14 protein-coding genes and 1 pseudogene are annotated in these 16612 nt (G+C 71.1%); 5 read left to right on the forward strand and 10 right to left on the reverse strand.

Annotation, left to right across the window (positions count from 1 at the left end):
- Positions 1-7: 7 nt before the first annotated feature.
- Both AC07DU_RS27645 and fahA read right to left on the reverse strand, forming a co-directional pair.
- The gene (locus AC07DU_RS27645; protein WP_479114267.1) at positions 8-586 is read right to left on the reverse strand and encodes a hypothetical protein; all 579 of its coding nucleotides are present in this window, start codon (positions 584-586) and stop codon (positions 8-10) included.
- A gap of 148 nt (positions 587-734) precedes the next feature.
- Complete coding sequence (gene fahA, locus AC07DU_RS27650; RefSeq protein ID WP_453374389.1) at positions 735-1958, reverse strand: fumarylacetoacetase; 1224 nt, start codon at positions 1956-1958, stop codon at positions 735-737.
- Between the two features lie 141 nt (positions 1959-2099).
- Between fahA and AC07DU_RS27655 the strand changes: the two genes are divergently transcribed.
- Positions 2100-2918 (forward strand): HAD family hydrolase, encoded by an 819-nt coding sequence (locus AC07DU_RS27655; RefSeq protein ID WP_479114270.1) that lies wholly within the window; start codon positions 2100-2102, stop codon positions 2916-2918.
- Positions 2919-3001: 83 nt separating this feature from the next.
- Here the strand turns inward: AC07DU_RS27655 and AC07DU_RS27660 are convergent, their stop codons facing one another.
- A complete protein-coding gene (locus AC07DU_RS27660) occupies positions 3002-5089 on the reverse strand; it encodes a CocE/NonD family hydrolase (RefSeq protein WP_479114272.1) in 2088 nt (695 codons plus the stop codon).
- 218 nt (positions 5090-5307) lie between these two features.
- Between AC07DU_RS27660 and AC07DU_RS27665 the strand changes: the two genes are divergently transcribed.
- From AC07DU_RS27665 to AC07DU_RS27680, 4 genes are all read left to right on the forward strand, one after another.
- A complete protein-coding gene (locus AC07DU_RS27665; protein WP_360890817.1) occupies positions 5308-6318 on the forward strand; it encodes a polyprenyl synthetase family protein in 1011 nt (336 codons plus the stop codon).
- Positions 6319-6607: 289 nt separating this feature from the next.
- Positions 6608-7810 carry a LolA family protein gene (locus AC07DU_RS27670; RefSeq protein WP_479026212.1) on the forward strand — a complete coding sequence of 401 codons (1203 nt, stop codon included), beginning with the start codon at positions 6608-6610 and terminating at the stop codon, positions 7808-7810.
- Positions 7811-7914: 104 nt separating this feature from the next.
- Complete coding sequence (locus tag AC07DU_RS27675) at positions 7915-8118, forward strand: hypothetical protein (protein ID WP_326588561.1); 204 nt, start codon at positions 7915-7917, stop codon at positions 8116-8118.
- A complete protein-coding gene (locus AC07DU_RS27680; protein WP_360890824.1) occupies positions 8115-8531 on the forward strand; it encodes a hypothetical protein in 417 nt (138 codons plus the stop codon). Before AC07DU_RS27675 ends, AC07DU_RS27680 begins: the two co-directional genes overlap by 4 nt.
- A 41-nt stretch (positions 8532-8572) precedes the next feature.
- On the opposite strand, the gene AC07DU_RS27685 is transcribed toward AC07DU_RS27680, so the two are convergent.
- The 7 genes and pseudogenes from AC07DU_RS27685 to AC07DU_RS27715 form a co-directional block, all read right to left on the reverse strand.
- Complete coding sequence (locus AC07DU_RS27685) at positions 8573-9889, reverse strand: M28 family metallopeptidase (protein WP_479114275.1); 1317 nt, start codon at positions 9887-9889, stop codon at positions 8573-8575.
- 262 nt (positions 9890-10151) lie between these two features.
- On the reverse strand, positions 10152-11084 hold the full coding sequence (rarD, locus tag AC07DU_RS27690; RefSeq protein WP_479026221.1) for an EamA family transporter RarD: 933 nt from the start codon (positions 11082-11084) through the stop codon (positions 10152-10154).
- A 154-nt stretch (positions 11085-11238) separates the two neighbouring features.
- On the reverse strand, positions 11239-12093 hold the full coding sequence (locus AC07DU_RS27695) for an SDR family oxidoreductase (RefSeq protein WP_479114277.1): 855 nt from the start codon (positions 12091-12093) through the stop codon (positions 11239-11241).
- A 168-nt stretch (positions 12094-12261) separates the two neighbouring features.
- Positions 12262-13335, reverse strand: a complete 1074-nt coding sequence (locus tag AC07DU_RS27700; RefSeq protein WP_366866024.1) for a 2-oxoacid:ferredoxin oxidoreductase subunit beta — start codon at positions 13333-13335, stop codon at positions 12262-12264.
- A 13-nt stretch (positions 13336-13348) separates the two neighbouring features.
- Positions 13349-15292: a 2-oxoacid:acceptor oxidoreductase subunit alpha gene (locus tag AC07DU_RS27705; RefSeq protein ID WP_360890836.1), complete on the reverse strand. Its 1944-nt coding sequence runs from the start codon at positions 15290-15292 to the stop codon at positions 13349-13351.
- Positions 15293-15451: 159 nt separating this feature from the next.
- Positions 15452-16111 (reverse strand): response regulator transcription factor, encoded by a 660-nt coding sequence (locus AC07DU_RS27710; RefSeq protein ID WP_360890839.1) that lies wholly within the window; start codon positions 16109-16111, stop codon positions 15452-15454.
- 186 nt (positions 16112-16297) lie between these two features.
- Positions 16298-16612, reverse strand: a pseudogene (locus AC07DU_RS27715) (hypothetical protein); the annotation flags it as partial.

The following is a 16612-nucleotide window of genomic DNA, read 5'->3' on the forward strand; positions in this document are numbered from 1 at the left end:
AAGCCGCCTATGGGTGAGTCATATGCCCGGGGCACTTGAGGGACGGGTTCCAGTTGTGGAAGCGGCCGGCCGGGTTGTTCTCGTACGCCCACAGGTGGAGGTCGTAGTGCTTGGGCATGCCCGCCCAGTGGCCGGGCATGGGGCCGTCGAAGGGCAGGCCGAACATGCTCGGCCGGTCGTCGGTGGTCTTCAGGTCCTGGTCGCGGTCGGTGGACATCCACTCCACGGTCTGGAGCTTGCGACGGCCGTTGCGGTCCTTCTCGCTGCTGTAGAGGAGGGCGGTCGGCCTGCTCGGGTCCATCGAGCCCCAGTTGGCCTGCTTCACGTAGTGGTAGCCCATGGAGCCCACCCCGAACGGGTTGGTCATGCACTCCTTGCCGTGCGGGACGTACCCGTCCTTGAGCGCCTGCCGCTCGTCCACGTACTTGGCCGTCACCCGGATCGCCGTCGCCATGTCCGCCATGGCCCGGTGGTCGCGGGGGTCGGGTGCGGGTCCGTCGACGCCGTGCGCCGGGGCGATGGCGGCCAGGCCGATCGACGCGGCGACCGCGCAGGTCAGGGAAGCCTTGCGAATACGGGCGGGCATCGGGACTCCTGCGGCTCGGGGGCTTTCGTCCACCTTCCCGGCGCCCTGCGCCCGGTGCACGCGGCGCGCCCCCAAACGGGGGTTCAGCCCTCAGGCCGCCCGGGCGGCGTACGCGGGAGGTCCGCGCCGCCGCCACCAGACGAAACTCCTAGCGGGAACCCGCGATGCGGCCGGTGACCTCGCCGAGGCCGACCCGCGTGCCGTCTGGGCCGGGGGCCCAGGCGGTGAGGGTGACGGTGTCCCCGTCCTCCAGGAAGGTGCGCTTGCCGTCGGCGAGCTCGATGGCGTCGCGGCCGTTCCAGGTCAGCTCCAGCAGCGAGCCGCGCTGGCCGGCCTCGGGGCCGCTGACGGTGCCCGAGCCGTAGACGTCGCCCGTGCGCAGGGAGGCGCCGTTGACGGTCATGTGCGCGAGCTGCTGGGCGGCGGTCCAGTACATCGTCGCGAACGGCGGCTGCGCCACCTCCTGCCCGTTGATGGCGACGCTGATGTGCAGGTCGAAGCCGCCGGGGCGGTCGAGGGCGGCGTCGTCGAGGTAGGGCAGGAGGGGGAAGTCCCGGGCCGGCGGGGCGACGCGGGCGGCGTCCAGGGCCTCCAGCGGCGTCACCCAGGCCGAGACGGAGGTCGCGAAGGACTTGCCGAGGAAGGGGCCGAGCGGCACGTACTCCCAGGCCTGGATGTCCCGGGCCGACCAGTCGTTGAGCAGGAACAGCCCGAAGACGTGGTCCTCGAAGGCGCCCAGCGGCACCGGGCTGCCCAGCTCGGACGGGACGCCGACGACGAAGCCGACCTCGGCCTCGATGTCGAGCTTGACGGACGGGCCGAAGACGGGCGCCGGGTCGGTGGGGGCCTTGCGCTGCCCGCAGGGACGGACGACGTCGGTCCCGGAGACCACGATGGTGCCGGAGCGGCCGTGGTAACCGATGGGCAGGTGCTTCCAGTTCGGGGTCAGCGCGTCGCCGTCCGGGCGGAACATCCGCCCGACGTTGGTGGCGTGGTGCTCGCTCGCGTAGAAGTCGACGTAGTCGGCGACCTCGTAGGGCAGGTGCAGCGTGACCTCGTCGAGCGCCAGCAGGTGCGGCTCCACGGCGGGGCGGTGGCCGGGGTCGGTCACCCAGGCCGTCAGCGCGCGGCGCACGTCGCGCCAGGCGGTGCGCCCGGCGGCCAGCAGCGGGTTGAGGGAGGACTGCCCGAGCAGCCCGGCGTACGGGGACCCGAGCGCGGCCGCGGCCGCGCCCGCGTCGAGGACGTACCCGCCGATGCGCACACCGATCCGGCGGCGGTCCTCCGCGGCGGTCGAGAAGACGCCGTAGGGGAGGTTGTGCGGCCCGAACGGGTCGCCCTCGGGAACATCGAGGGGGCTCTGCTGGGGCATGGGGTGCTGCCTCGCTTTCGACGCGGTCCGGGGGTGTCCCGGGGGGCTGTTGACACGTTACGTGGCTGGTGGTGTCGGCGGGAGGCCGGATTCGGGCGCTATTTGTAGGACTTGTCCAACGGGGTCCGTATCCTTGGCGCCGTGACTTCCGCCCCGCTTCCCGCCCTTCCTTATGCCTTGATCGCCACTGACCTGGACGGGACTCTGCTGCGTGCCGGGGACACCGTCTCCGCCCGTTCCTACGCGGCGCTCGCGAAAGCCCGGGCGGCCGGCGCCCGGCACATCATCGTCACCGGCCGCCCCGTCCCCCAAGTCCGACACGTCCTGGACGGGCTCGGCTACACGGGGCTCGCGGTGTGCGCGCAGGGCGCCCAGGTGTACGACGCGGCGCGCGGACACCTGCTGCACTCCGTCTCCATGGACCGGGAGCTGGCCGAGGTGGCCCTCGGCAAGATCGAGGCGGAGATCGGCGAGGTCTACGCGGCGGTCAACCAGGAGGGTGTGGACGCCGAGATGCTGATAGCCCCCGGCTACCGGATGTGGCATCCGCACCTGCCGACGGTGTCGGTACCCCGGCGGTCCGACCTGTGGGTCTCGCCGATCAACAAGGTGCTGCTCCAGCATCCGGAGCTGGACGACGACGAGCTGACGCGGGTGGCGCGGGCCGTGGTGGGCGACCTGGTGAACGTCACGATGGCGGGGGAGCACACCGTGGAACTCCAGCCGCCGGGGATCGACAAGGCCAGCGGGCTGGCGCTGGCGGCGCAGTTCCTGGGGGCCTCCGCCGCCGGGACGATCGCGTTCGGGGACATGCCCAACGACATCCCCATGTTCGCCTGGGCCGCGCACGGGGTGGCCATGGCCAACGCCCACCGCGAGCTGGTCGCCGTGGCCGACGAGGTGACGCTGTCCAACGAGGCGGACGGCATCGCGGTGGTCCTGGAACGGCTCTACGGCTGAGAGCCGGTTATCGGGGGCTTCCCCGGACTCCGAGGGGGCGCGGGGCGCGGGGAGGGGCCCCCGGGGGCGCACGCCCCGGCCGCTCAGACCGCCGCGCGGGGCAGGCGGCGTTCCCACGTGCGGTGGAAGAGGACCTCGTCGCCCTCCCGGCACACCACCTCGTTCGAGGTGACGAAGCCGCCCTCGTCGCACGACATCTCCGAGCGGGTCTCCACCCGCGCGTCCCAGCCCAGGTCGGGCCGGTGGAGCCGGATCCGCCAGTGCGAGCGCGTGCGCGCCGACAGGGCGTCGGCCTCCTGGATCTCGTACATCTCCTCGGCGTCCTCGCTGACCTCCAGGCCGTCCGGATACACCCGGGTGCCCCCGTACCGGGGGTCCACCTCCAGCCGCCAGGTCCCGCGCGCGACGTCCCGTACGACCAGCCGCTCCGGGCGCGGCTCGTCCAGCGTGGCCGGGATGGCGACACCCAGCGGCGCTGACTGCTCCGGGGCCTCGAAGACGATGCCCCCGTCGGCGGAGGCGGAGGCGGAGGCGGACACGGACGCGGAGGCGGACGCGGACGCGGGCGCGGGCGCGGCGGGCGCGGCCCGCACCGGGAGCGTCAGCGAGCTGCCCGCCGGGTCCAGGGTCCAGCCGGCCTCGGACCCGGCCCGCGGCCAGATCCACGGCCAGTACGCCGAGGACACGGCGAGCCGGATCCGGTGGCCGGGCCGGAAGGCGTGCCCGATGCCGTTCAGCTCGAAGGTGACGTCCTCGTACGATCCCGCCGGCCAGGGCAGCGCCCGGTCCCGGCCCCGGCGGGCGGAGAGGTTCAGCGCGCCGCGCGTGACCAGGGTCGAGGAGCCGTCGGGGGCGATGTCGCAGAGCCGGGCCACGACCTGCCCGTACGGCACGTCAAGGCGCAGCCGCAGGGTCACCGACGGCCGTCCCAGAATCTCCACCGGCTCCCCGTCCGCCACGGGGAACTCGAAGCAGGCCGACTTGGCGTCCTCCTCCCGCTGGTCCGGCGGCAGGTCGGCGTCGTTGCCGAAGGGGCGGAACCGGCCCGCGTCCATCCCGGTGTGCTGGGGGGAGGCGACGGGCACCGGCTGGCCCTGGAAGAGGTAGGGGACGGGGATCACCGACGGCGAGGGCCAGGCCTTCTCCGCGACCCAGCGGCCGGGGAGCTCCTCGTACACCGTCGCCGGCGGGTGCGAGTCGCTGATCCAGGCGCGCAGCAGGGGCTCGTCCATCACCCCGGGGCCGCCCGCGCCCCGGGCGCCGTCGGACTCGGGCTTGAGCCAGTGGTCCCACCAGCGCAGGGTCTCCTGGAGGAAGCCGATCGCCGGACCGGGCGGGAGCCCGCGGTCCGGGTACTGGTGGGACCAGGGCCCGATCAGGCCCCGCACGCGCGTCGGCGGCAGGTGCTCGACCATCCGCAGCACCGTGTCCCGGTAGGGGTCGTGCCAGCCGCCGACGGCGAGCACGGCCGCGCCGATCGCCGCGTAGTCCTCGCGGACGCCGCCGTGGCGCCAGTAGTCGTCGCGGGTCTGGTGCGACAGCCAGGTGTGGATCAGGGGTTCGACCGATTCCAGCCGGTCCAGCCACTGCCGGCGCCAGTCGTCGCCGACGTACTTCGGGTCCGGCGGCCGGGAGGCGAAGGCCAGCATGGTCGCCGCCCGGGCGTGCATGTCCACGGCCAGCAGCGAGCCGCCCATGTAGTGGACGTCGTTGTCGAACCGGTCGTCCGTCGAGCAGACCGTGACGACCGCCTTGAGGGGCTCGGGGGCCAGGGCGGCGATCTTCAGGGAGTTGAACCCGCCCCACGAGATCCCGAACATCCCCACCGACCCCGTGCACCACGGCTGCGCCGCCAGCCACTCCACCACCGCGACCCCGTCGGCCAGCTCGCGGGCGTCGTACGCGTCGCCGGGACGGCCGCCGCTGCACCCGTGGCCGCGCACGTCCACCCGTACCGAGGCGTAGCCGTGGCCCGCGTACCAGGGGTGGCGCTGCCAGTCGCGCGGCGCGGTCCAGTCGGTGAGCCGGTACGGGAGATACTCCAGCAGCGCCGGAACCGGCTCGTCCGTGACCGGGCGCCAGATGCGTGCGTAGAGCTCTACCCCGTTGGGGAGCGGGATCCGGACATCCTCGCGGGTGGTCTCGTACGGAAACTCAGTGCGGATGATCATGCGGTGGCCACCTCATCGAACCTCACACGGCGTAGGCTCCGGTCGTTTCGGCTCCTCACGAACATACCGGTGCATATCGGACCCCGCGCGAGTGGTGGCCGGGAAGGCGCTCTCGGTGATCGAAAACAGACCCGATACGCTGGCTTGAGTGATGGCAGCGACACATCGACAATCCATGTGATCGTCAGCGTGATCGTCAGCAGACAGGAGTACCCCTCGTGACCGTCGTCGGGCCGTTCGGACTGAGCGTGCGGGACCAGGCTCTTGAAACCGATGTCCAGGCCGGACTGGCCGCCGTCGAGGCGGGTCTGCTGGAAGCCACCAAGAGCGAAGTCCCCTTCATCACCGAGGCAGCGCAGCACCTGGTCCGGGCCGGAGGCAAGCGCTTCCGGCCCCTGCTGGTGATGCTCGCGTCCCAGTTCGGGGACCCGTACGCGCCCGGCATCGTGCCGTCCGCCGTGGTGGTCGAGCTCACGCACCTGGCGACGCTCTACCACGACGACGTCATGGACGAGGCGGACGTCCGCCGCGGGGTGGAGAGCGCAAACGCCCGCTGGGGCAACTCGGTGGCCGTCCTGACGGGTGACTTCCTGTTCGCCCGCGCCTCGCACATCCTGGCCGACCTCGGACCCGAGGCCGTACGCATCCAGGCCGAGGCCTTCGAGCGGCTGGTGACGGGCCAGATCCTGGAGACGGCCGGTCCGCGCGACGGCCGCGACCCGGTCGCCCACTACCTCGACGTCATCGCCGGCAAGACCGGCTCGCTGATCGCCGTCTCCGGCCGCTTCGGCGCGCTGATGTCCGGCGCCGACGAGACGGTCGTCGACATCCTGACCCAGTACGGCGAGCGGCTCGGCACCGCCTTCCAGCTCGCCGACGACGTCCTGGACATCGCCTCGGACGCCCACGAGTCCGGCAAGACCCCGGGCACCGACCTGCGCGAGGGCATCCCGACGCTGCCGGTGCTGCGGCTGCGCGAGATCGCGGCCCGGGACGGCGACCCGGACGACCTGGAGCTCGTACGCCTCCTGGACGGCGACCTGACGGACGACGCGCGGCACGCCGAGGTGCTGACCCGGCTGCGGGTGCACCCGGCGCTGGAGCAGGCCCGCCGCGACACCATCCGGTACGCGCAGGAGGCGCGGGCCGTGCTCGCACCGCTGCCCGAGTGCTTCGCGAAGTCGGCGCTGGAGGAGCTCTGCGACGCGGTGGTGCACCGGGCCGGCTAGCGCCGCCGTCCGCACCGCGCACCGCCTGCACCGGCTGCACCGGCTGCGCCTTTCGCACCCGCTGCACCGTCCGCACCTCGGAACGGGCCCTTCCGCCTCGACGACCCCTACGGGTCGGGGGAGAAGGGCCCTTTCCATGTCATCCCACGGTCGTACGCGTAGTTGCGTCCGGGGACTGACGCCCCGGCGCCGCCGATTTGGTCAGATGGAGTCATCAAAACCCCACCAGATCGGGTGAGCGCGGCGACACGGGGCTCGCCGCCGTCGACACAGAGGGCAGGGCACTGACATGGCAGCCAACACGAAGACTTCACGCAAGGTCGCCCGGTACGCCGTACCGGTGGCGGTGGCGGGTGTGGCCGCGGCGACCGTGGCGATGGTCCCGGCCTTCGCCAACGCCGGCGGACCCGACCTGCCGAAGCTGACGGCGCAGCAGCTCATCGAGAAGGTCGCCGCCTCGGACGTGGAGCAGCTGTCGGGCACCGCCAAGATCAGCACCGACCTGGGCCTGCCGAAGATCGCGAGCGGACTGCTCGGCGGCGGCGGCATCGCGGGCGGCTCGGCCAACCCGGAGGACAAGGTCGCGCAGCTGGCGAACGGCACGCACACCTTCCGCGTCGCGGCCGACGGCCCGGACCGCCAGAAGCTCACGTTCCTGGACGGCAAGGACGAGTACAGCCTCATCCACAACGGCGCCGACGTCTGGGGCTACGACTCCAAGTCGAACGAGGTCTTCCACGAGAAGGACCCCCAGTCCGGCAAGGGCGCCGGCAAGGACCACAAGACGGCCGACCGGCTCGCCGCCTCGCCGCAGCAGATGGCCGAGGAGATCCTCAAGGCCGCCGGCCCGACCACGGACGTCAGCGTGGGCGACACCGCGCAGGTGGCCGGGCGCGACGCCTACCAGCTCGTGCTCAAGCCCAAGCAGAGCGGCTCCACGGTCGGCTCCGTCCAGATCGCGGTCGACGCGAAGAACGGCGTGCCGCTGCGCGTGCAGCTGCTCTCCGCCCAGGGCGGCAAGCCGATCGTGGACGCGGGCTTCACGAAGGTGGACTTCGCCAAGCCGTCCGCCGACACCTTCGCCTTCACCCCGCCCAAGGGCGCCAAGCTGACCGAGGGCGCGGACGCGGCGGGCAAGGACGGCAAGGACCACGGGTTCAAGGCGTTGGAGTCCTTCCCCGGCCTGGACGGCCTGATGGGCGGGGCGAACGGCAAGGGCGACGCGAAGGTGCTCGGCGAGGGCTGGTCCACCATCGCGCGGATCGACTCGGGCTCGGGCAAGGGCCTGAAGGACATCGAGAACGACAAGAACGCACCGAAGGAGGCCAAGCAGTTCCTCGACTCCCTCGGGGGCAAGGTCTCCGGCAAATTCGGTGAGGGCCGTGTCCTGTCGACCCGCCTGATCAACGTGCTCGTCACGGACGACGGCAAGGTCTACGTCGGCGCGGTCACCAAGGACGAGCTGGTGAAGGCGGCCGACGCCAACAAGTAGTCACCCGCACGAGAGCGGCGCGAGGGTGGGCGGGGACTGTGTCCCTGCCCACCCTTGTCGCGTTCCCGCTGCCCGTACAGCCCGCCCGCTGTACGGTGTGGGACATGTCGAGACACGTCACCATCCGCCTGGACGAGGACTTCCACGAGCGCCTGAAGGCGCGTGCGGCGGCGCTGGGCACGACGGTCACCGCGCTGATCACCGAGGTCACGGAACGCGAACTCGACGAGGACCGCAAGAACTTCCTGTCGGGCATAGAGGAGTTCGCCGACCACTGGGGCTACTTCCAGGAGCGGTTCGGGAATTGAAGATCACCATGGAGTGGGCCTGGACCGCTCTGGCCCACCATCTCCCGTCCGACCCCGCCGTGTGGGACCCCTCCGGGGTGGCCGCCGCGGTCGCCCGGCACCAGAACGACCTCGTCCTGGTGCCCGAACAGCCCGCCCCGGACACCGCGTGGCGGGCCGCTGCGTTTCTGCACACCCTCGCGGTGTGCCCGGCGCTGGAATCCCCGATGAACGAGTTCTACGCGGCCGCGGCCACCCGCTCGTACCTGCGGGTGGCCGGGGCCAGTCAACTGCCTTCGCCCGAGGAGCTCGGCGATCTGGTCGAGGCGGCGAAGCTGGGCCGTGCGGACATCGCGGCGGTGGCCGAGGAACTGCGGGCCCGCATCCAGGAACCGCAGTCGGCCTCGCTACGGGGCCGCACCGGGGACGCGTAGGACCTTGGGCCCCGTACCTCCCCGGTGCGGACCGCTCCGGCTCAGAAGGTGATCTTCCAGCTGTTGATGTAGCCGACGTCCTGGGCGGCCACGTCCTTGACCTGGAGCTTCCAGACGCCGTTGGCCACCTCGCTCGACGCGTTCACCGTGTACGAGGTGATGAGGTTGTCGGCGGAGTCCGAGCTGGAGTTCTTCAGCCGGTACGCCGTGCCGTCGGGCGCCAGGAGGTCGATGACCAGGTCACCGCGGTAGGTGTGGACGATGTTCACGTCGACCTTGGTGGTGGCGGGCGCGTTGCCCGTCACACCGGACACGGTGATCGGCGAGGTCACCGCGGCCGCGGGGGAGTCCGGGATGCTCACGTCCGTCGTGTTCTCGAAGGACGGGCCGGGCGGGACCACCACGCCCGCACCGAGGGTCCAGATCGCATAGGCGACGGCGTCCGAGTTGCGGTCCAGCGCGGTGTCGTTGATGTTCGCCAGGCTGTCGCAGGAGGAGTGGTAGCAGCGGTCGAAGGCCTGACCGGAGGTGCCGCCCCACTTCTGCGCCTGAGCAGCCGTCTTGATGTAGTCGGCGCCGGAGAACAGGCCGCCGACCGGGATGCCCGCGTTCTTGAAGGGGGCGTGGTCGGAGCGGCCGTCGCCCTCGGTCTCGATCTCGGTGGGGATGCCGAGGCCCGCGTAGTAGTTCTTGAAGGTCTGCTCGATCGTCGGGTCGTCGTCGTAGACGAAGTAGCCCGGGTTCGGCGAGCCGATCATGTCGAAGTTCAGGTAGCCGGCGAACTTCGCCTTCTCGGTGGCCGGCAGGCTGTTCACGTAGTACTTCGAGCCGATCAGCCCCAGCTCCTCCGCGCCCCACCAGCCGAAGCGCAGGTGCTTGGTGGGCTGGAGCCCGGCGCGGGAGACGGCGAGGGCCGTTTCGAGGACGGCCGCGCTGCCGGATCCGTTGTCGTTGATGCCCGCGCCTGAGGTCACCGAGTCCAGGTGCGAGCCGGCCATGAGGACCGAGTTCGGGTCGCCGCCCGGCCAGTCGGCGATCAGGTTGTAGCCGGTGGCGCCGCTGGTGGTGAAGGTCTGCAGGGTGGTGGTGAAGCCGGCGGCGTCGAGCTTGGCCTTCACGTAGTCGATCGAGGCCTTGTAGCCGGTCCTGCCGTGGGCGCGGTTGCCACCGTTGTCGGCGGCGATGGTGGAGAGCTGCGACAGGTGGGCCTTGACGTTGGCCAGCGGTATGTCGGGCGGGGTCGGCGCCGCGGTGGCCGCCGTGGGAGCGGCGAGGGCGGCGGGGGCGGTGGAGGCGAACAGGCCGGCGACCGCGAAGGCGGTCACGGCAGCAAGGCGCCGTGAGACGGACAGGCTCATGTGGGGGCTCCGGGATTCCGCGGGGATGAGACGGAACGAGTGGGGATAGAGCAGGTGAGCGTTCGTGCGTCAGTGCGAGCCTGATGTTGAGCGAGAGCGTGACTGTCCGTCAAGACCACAATTCGGTCAGGGCAGTTCGGAAAACGGACGATCCCCGGTACGGGGTGCCCGTACCGGGGATCGTGAGGGTGGAGTGTTTGCTGGTGTACCGACGGCCGGGGGACTGCCGGACCGGCTGCCGAGCGGACTGCCGGGGGGACGGTTACGCGGGCTCGTGCACCGCGGCCCGCGCCACGTCCAGCCGGGCCCGGGACCGCCGCGCCGTCCGCAGGGCGTCCCAGGTCAGGAGGGCGAGCGCGGCCCACACCAGGGAGAAGCCGACCCACCGCTCGGGCGGCATGGCCTCGTGGAAGTACAGGACGCCGAGCCCGAACTGGAACACCGGCGCCAGGTACTGGAGCAGCCCGAGCGTGGACAGCGGGACCCGGATCGCGGCCGCCCCGAAGAACACCAGCGGGACCGCGGTGACCAGGCCGGTGGAGGCCAGCAGCAGCGAGTGGCCGACGCCCTGCGAGGCGAAGGTGGACTGGCCCGTCGCACCCAGCCACAGCACGTAGGCGAGGGCGGGCGGGAACAGCACGGCCGTCTCGGCGGTCAGCGACTCCAGCCCGCCCATGTTGAGCTTCTTCTTGATCAGCCCGTACGTCGCGAAGGAGGAGGCCAGGATCAGCGAGATCCACGGCGGCCGCCCGTATCCGACGGCGAGCACCAGCACGGCGGCGAAGCTGAGGCCGACCGCGGTCCACTGCACCCGGCGCAGCCGCTCGCCGAGCACCAGCACGCCGAGGGCGATGCTGACCAGCGGGTTGATGAAGTAGCCGAGGCTCGCCTCGACGACCTGACCGTTGTTGACCGACCAGATGTAGACGCCCCAGTTGACGGTGATCAGCAGGGCGGCGAGGGCGGTCAGGCCGAGCTTGCGGGGCCGGCGCACCAGCTCCCGTATCCAGCCCCAGCGGCGCAGGGCCAGGAGCGCCAGCCCGACCACGGCCAGGGACCACACCATGCGGTGGGCGAGGATCTCGATGGCCCCGGAAGGCTTGAGGAGCGGCCAGAAGAGCGGGACCAGGCCCCACATCCCGTAGGCGCCGAATCCGTAGAGCAAACCCGTGCGCTGCTCGTTCTCTGCCTTCACGGGGCCTCCTGTGCGACTTCCAGCCAACTTCACGACGGTATCGCCGTACGGGCCGGATGTCATGTGTGTCAGCGCGAGATACTCATGACACCGTCAGGGTCTTGCGGGGCTGGGGAACCGCCGGGGCGGGGGGTGCGCCTTCGGTGGGGCGGCCTCAGGCGAGGGCGGCGGTGATCGCCTCGGCGACCGGGGTCGTCGGACGCCCGATCAGCCGGGCCAGGTCCCCGCTGGTGCCCGCCAGCCGGCCGCGCGCGATCGCCGCGTCCACGTCGACGAGGATGGCCGCGAAGTCCTCGGGGACCCCGGCGCCGGTCAGGATCGCCAGGTGCTCGTCGGCCGGGACCTCGGTGTACACGACCTCCTTGCCGCTCTGCGCCGACACCTCGGCCGTGTACTCCGTGAGGCTCCAGGCGGTGTCGCCGGAGAGCTCGTACACCTGGTTCAGGTGCCCCTCGCCGGTGAGCACCTCGGCCGCGGCGGCCGCGTAGTCGGCGCGCGCCGCCGAGGCGACCCGGCCCTCGCCCGAGCTGGCGACGACCGCGCCGTGCCCCAGGACGGTGGGCAGGTTGCGGGTGTAGTTCTCGTGGTACCAGCCGTTGCGCAGGAAGGTGTACGCGATCCCGGAGTCGAGGATGGCCTGCTCGGTGGCGGTGTGCTCGGCGGCCAGGTCGAAGTCCGCCTCGGGTCCGCCGAGGATGCCCGTGTAGGCGAGCTGCGCCACGCCCGCCGCCTGCGCCGCCTCCAGTACGGCGGTGTGCTGGGCGACGCGCCGCCCGATCTCGTTGCCGGAGATCAGCAGGACCCGGTCGCCGGCCCGGAAGGCGGAGGCCAGGGCCGAGGGGTCGTCGTAGTCGGCGACGCGGACGTCGACGCCGCGCCCGGCCAGGTCGGCGGCCTTCTGCGCGTCGCGGACGACGACGGCGACGCGGTCGGCGGGGACCCTCTCCAGCACTTCCTCGACGACGAGACGGCCGAGGGCTCCGGTGGCTGCGGTGACGACGATGCTCATGATTGCTCTCCTCGTTCGGGGCGGTAACACCACCCTACGGGAAGCGCTAACTTTTAGAAAGTGCTTGCGGAAGGTAAGTGGGGGCCGCGGAGTCCGGGGACACGCCGAAGCCCGGATCCCCGTTCTGCGGGATCCGGGCTTCGTGACGGCCACCTCGGCTCGGCGCGGTCAGCCGACGACCGTCCAGGTGTCGTTGCCGTGCAGCAGGGCGCCCAGGTCGCCCTTGCCCTTCAGGTCGATGGCCGCGTCGAGCTGATCGGCCATGAGCGTGTCGTAGACGGGCCGCTCGACGCTGCGGAAGACCCCGATGGGGGTGCGGTGCAGCGTGTCGGGGTCGGCGAGGCGGGAGAGTGCGAACGCGGTGGTGGGGCTGGCCGCCTTCGCGTCGTGGACCAGGATCCGCGCCTCGTTCTCCGGGGTGACCGCGACGACCTCCAGCTCACCGGTGACCGGGTCGCGCACGACACCCTTGGCGTTGTCCGCGCCGAAGCGGATCGGCTGTCCGTCCTCCAGCCTGATCACGGCCTCCAGCGCCTGGTCCTTGTCCTTGAGGACCTCGAAGGCGCCGTCGTTGAAGATGTTGCAGTTCTGGTAGATCTCCACGAGCGCCGTGCCCTGGTGGTCGGCCGCCTGGCGCAGCACCTCGGTGAGGTGCTTGCGGTCTGAGTCGACGGTGCGGGCGACGAAGGAGGCCTCGGCGCCGATCGCCAGCGACACCGGGTTGAAGGGGGCGTCCAGCGAACCCATGGGCGTCGACTTGGTGATCTTGCCGACCTCGGAGGTGGGCGAGTACTGCCCCTTGGTCAGCCCGTAGATCCGGTTGTTGAACAGCAGGATCTTGAGGTTGACGTTGCGGCGCAGGGCGTGGATCAGGTGGTTGCCGCCGATGGAGAGGGCGTCGCCGTCCCCGGTGACGACCCAGACCGACAGGTCGCGGCGGGAGGTGGCCAGGCCCGTGGCGATGGCGGGCGCCCGGCCGTGGATCGAGTGCATCCCGTACGTGTTCATGTAGTACGGGAATCGGGAGGAGCAGCCGATGCCGGAGACGAAGACGATGTTCTCCTTCGCCAGCCCGAGCTCGGGCATGAAGCCCTGCACGGCGGCGAGCACGGCGTAGTCACCGCAGCCCGGGCACCAGCGGACCTCCTGGTCCGACTTGAAGTCCTTCATCGACTGCTTGGCCTCGGCCTTGGGCACGAGCGAGAGCAGCGTGCGCGCCGCCTCGGTCGCCCCGTCGGCCACCGCTTCGGTCATCTCAGTCATCGATGGCCTCCTTGAGGACCGTGGCGAGCTGCTCCGCCTTGAACGGCATTCCGTTGACCTGGTTGTACGACTGGGCGTCGACCAGGTATTTCGCCCGGATCAGGGTGGCGAGCTGCCCGAGGTTCATCTCCGGCACCACTACCTTCTCGAAACGCTTCAGGACCTCGCCGAGATTCCTCGGGAAGGGGTTGAGGTGGCGCAGGTGCGCCTGCGCGATGGGGGTTCCGGCGGCCCGCAGCCGACGCACCGCGGCCGTGATGGGGCCGTAGGTGGAGCCCCACCCGATGACCAGGGTCGTGGCGCCGTCCGGGTCGTCGACCTCCAGGTCCGGCACCTCGATGCCGTCGACCTTGGCCTGGCGGGTGCGGACCATCAGCTCGTGGTTGGCCGGGTCGTAGGAGATGTTCCCGGTGCCGTCCTGCTTCTCGATACCGCCGATGCGGTGTTCGAGACCGGGGGTGCCGGGGACGGCCCAGGGGCGGGCGAGGGTTTCCGGGTCCCGCTTGTAGGGCCAGAACACCTCGGTGCCGTCGGCGAGGGTGTGGTTCGCGCCCGTGGCGAACTTGACCTTCAGGTCGGGCAGGTCCGCGACCTCGGGGATCCGCCAGGGTTCCGAGCCGTTGGCGAGGTAGCCGTCGGACAGCAGGAACACCGGGGTCCGGTAGGTGAGCGCGATCCGGGCCGCGTCCAGGGCGGCGTCGAAGCAGTCCGCGGGCGTCCTCGGAGCCACGATCGGGACGGGAGCCTCGCCGTTGCGGCCGTACATGGCCTGGAGGAGGTCCGCCTGCTCCGTCTTCGTCGGCAGGCCGGTGGAGGGGCCGCCGCGCTGGATGTCCACGATGAGCAGCGGCAGCTCCAGCGACACCGCGAGACCGATCGTCTCCGACTTCAGCGCCACCCCCGGACCGGAGGTGGTGGTCACGCCGAGCGCCCCGCCGAAGGCCGCGCCGAGCGCCGCGCCGATGCCGGCGATCTCGTCCTCGGCCTGGAAGGTCCGCACGCCGAAGTTCTTGTGCTTCGACAGCTCGTGCAGGATGTCCGAGGCCGGGGTGATCGGATAGGAGCCCAGGTAGACCGGCAGCTCCGCCCGCTGGCCGGCGGCGATGAGGCCGTAGGAGAGGGCGAGGTTCCCGGAGATGTTGCGGTAGGTGCCCGTGGGGAAGGCCCGGGTGGCCGGGGCGACCTCGTAGGACACCGCGAAGTCCTCGGTGGTCTCCCCGAAGTTCCAGCCGGCCCGGAAGGCGACGATGTTCGCCTCGGCGATGTCCGGCTTCTTCGCGAACTTCTGGCGCAGGAAGGCCTCGGTGCCCTCGGTGGGCCGGTGGTACATCCACGACAGCAGGCCCAGCGCGAACATGTTCTTGCTGCGCTCGGCCTCCTTGCGGGTAAGGCCGAAGTCCTTCAGCGCCTCGACCGTGAGCGTCGTCAGCGGCACCGGGTGGAGGTTGTACGCCGCCAGGGAGCCGTCCTCCAGCGGCGAGGTCTCGTAGCCGACCTTGGCCATGGGGCGCTTGGTGAATTCATCGGTGTTGACGATGATCTCCGCGCCGCGCGGCACGTCCGCGATGTTGGCCTTCAGCGCCGCCGGGTTCATCGCCACCAGCACGTTCGGGGCGTCGCCCGGCGTGAGGATGTCGTGGTCCGCGAAGTGGAGCTGGAAGGAAGAAACGCCCGGGAGGGTTCCGGCAGGGGCGCGGATCTCGGCGGGGAAGTTCGGCAGCGTCGACAGGTCGTTACCGAACGACGCCGTCTCCGATGTGAAGCGGTCACCGGTGAGCTGCATGCCGTCACCGGAGTCACCCGCGAATCGGATGATCACACGATCGAGACGGCGTACTTCCTTGCCGCCCGGACTCGCCGGGGTGCGCTGTCCACCGACAACCGCACCCCCAGCCCCGTCGGCCTGCTCGGCTGGGCTGCTGACCTGGCTGGTCACTGAACTGGACCTCCTTCGAGGCGTGAGCACCCCTGGAACCAACCCTACGTCCGTAGGAATCAGGCCCCCAGGGGCGATCACATTCTGGACCGACTGACCGCACCTTGAGACGGCCTACCGGTTTGCCATGTATGCCATAGCTGACAGAGTGTCAGTCGATCAAGATTTGAGATAGGTGAGCACGGCCAGTACACGCCGGTGATCCCCGTCGCTGGGGGAGAGGCCAAGTTTCATGAAAATATTGCTTACGTGCTTTTCCACCGCTCCGTCGCTCACGACGAGCTGTTTCGCGACGGCGGAATTGGTCCGTCCCTCGGCCATCAGCCCCAGCACCTCGCGCTCGCGCGGCGTCAGACCGGCCAGAACGTCCTGCTTGCGGCTGCGGCCGAGCAGCTGCTGGACGACCTCGGGGTCCAGGGCGGTACCGCCCCGGGCCACCCGCACCACCGCGTCCAGGAACTCGCGCACCTCGGCCACCCGGTCCTTGAGCAGGTACCCCACGCCGGTACTGGAACCGGCCAGGAGCTCGGTGGCGTACTGCTCCTCCACGTACTGCGACAGCACGAGCACCCCTATCCCGGGATGATCGCGCCGCAGCCGTACGGCGGCCCGTACGCCCTCGTCGGTGTGGGTCGGCGGCATCCGCACATCGGCCACCACCACATCCGGCAGCGCATCCTCGGCGGCGAGCTCCGCCACCGTCTTGAGCAGGGCTTCCGCGTCCCCCACGCCCGCCACGACGTCATGCCCCCGGTCGGTGAGCAGCCGGGTCAGCCCCTCACGGAGCAGCACTGAATCCTCGGCGATGACCACCCGCACCCTGTCTTCCACGACTCTGCAGCTCCCGCGTCCACTCGTTTTCCCCGCATCAACCGAACTGGCCAAGCATCCCAGCCTTGGGTGCGGGGGAAGGCAAAGCCAGCACAACACGTGGGCGTACGGGGGGAGTTTTCACATGGTGGATGCGAGGTGGGGGTGGGGGGTCCGACGGGGCGGCCGGTGGTCCTACGGCCGCCAGGGCAGCTCGGCGGTGACCGTCGTACCGCCACCGGCGGGCGAGTCGACGACCAGCACCCCGTCCACCGCGTCCAGCCGCTCGGTCAGCCCGGCCAGTCCCGTACCCGTACCCGTACCCGTACCGGCCCCGGCCCCGGCCCCGGCCCCGGCGCCAGCCCCCGCCCCGGCCCCGGCCCCCCCCCCGGCCCCGGCTCCCTCCCCACCATTCGACGCGCCCGTGCCCGTCCCGACACCGCAGCCGCAGGCATAACAGCAGCAGGCACCCGCCGCCCCGTTGCACGCAGCGCCCCCCATGGCCGCGCA

It is taken from the genome of Streptomyces sp. NPDC045695, from assembly GCF_056432025.1.

Coding starts and splice junctions, on each gene's coding strand:
- AC07DU_RS27660 (WP_479114272.1), bottom strand. CDS start 5,089: ATGATCATCCGCACTGAGTTTCCGTACGAGACCACCCGCGAGGATGTC.
- AC07DU_RS27675 (WP_326588561.1), top strand. CDS start 7,915: ATGTCGAGACACGTCACCATCCGCCTGGACGAGGACTTCCACGAGCGC.
- AC07DU_RS27645 (WP_479114267.1), bottom strand. CDS start 586: ATGCCCGCCCGTATTCGCAAGGCTTCCCTGACCTGCGCGGTCGCCGCG.
- AC07DU_RS27670 (WP_479026212.1), top strand. CDS start 6,608: ATGGCAGCCAACACGAAGACTTCACGCAAGGTCGCCCGGTACGCCGTA.
- AC07DU_RS27685 (WP_479114275.1), bottom strand. CDS start 9,889: ATGAGCCTGTCCGTCTCACGGCGCCTTGCTGCCGTGACCGCCTTCGCG.
- fahA (WP_453374389.1), bottom strand. CDS start 1,958: ATGCCCCAGCAGAGCCCCCTCGATGTTCCCGAGGGCGACCCGTTCGGG.
- AC07DU_RS27695 (WP_479114277.1), bottom strand. CDS start 12,093: ATGAGCATCGTCGTCACCGCAGCCACCGGAGCCCTCGGCCGTCTCGTC.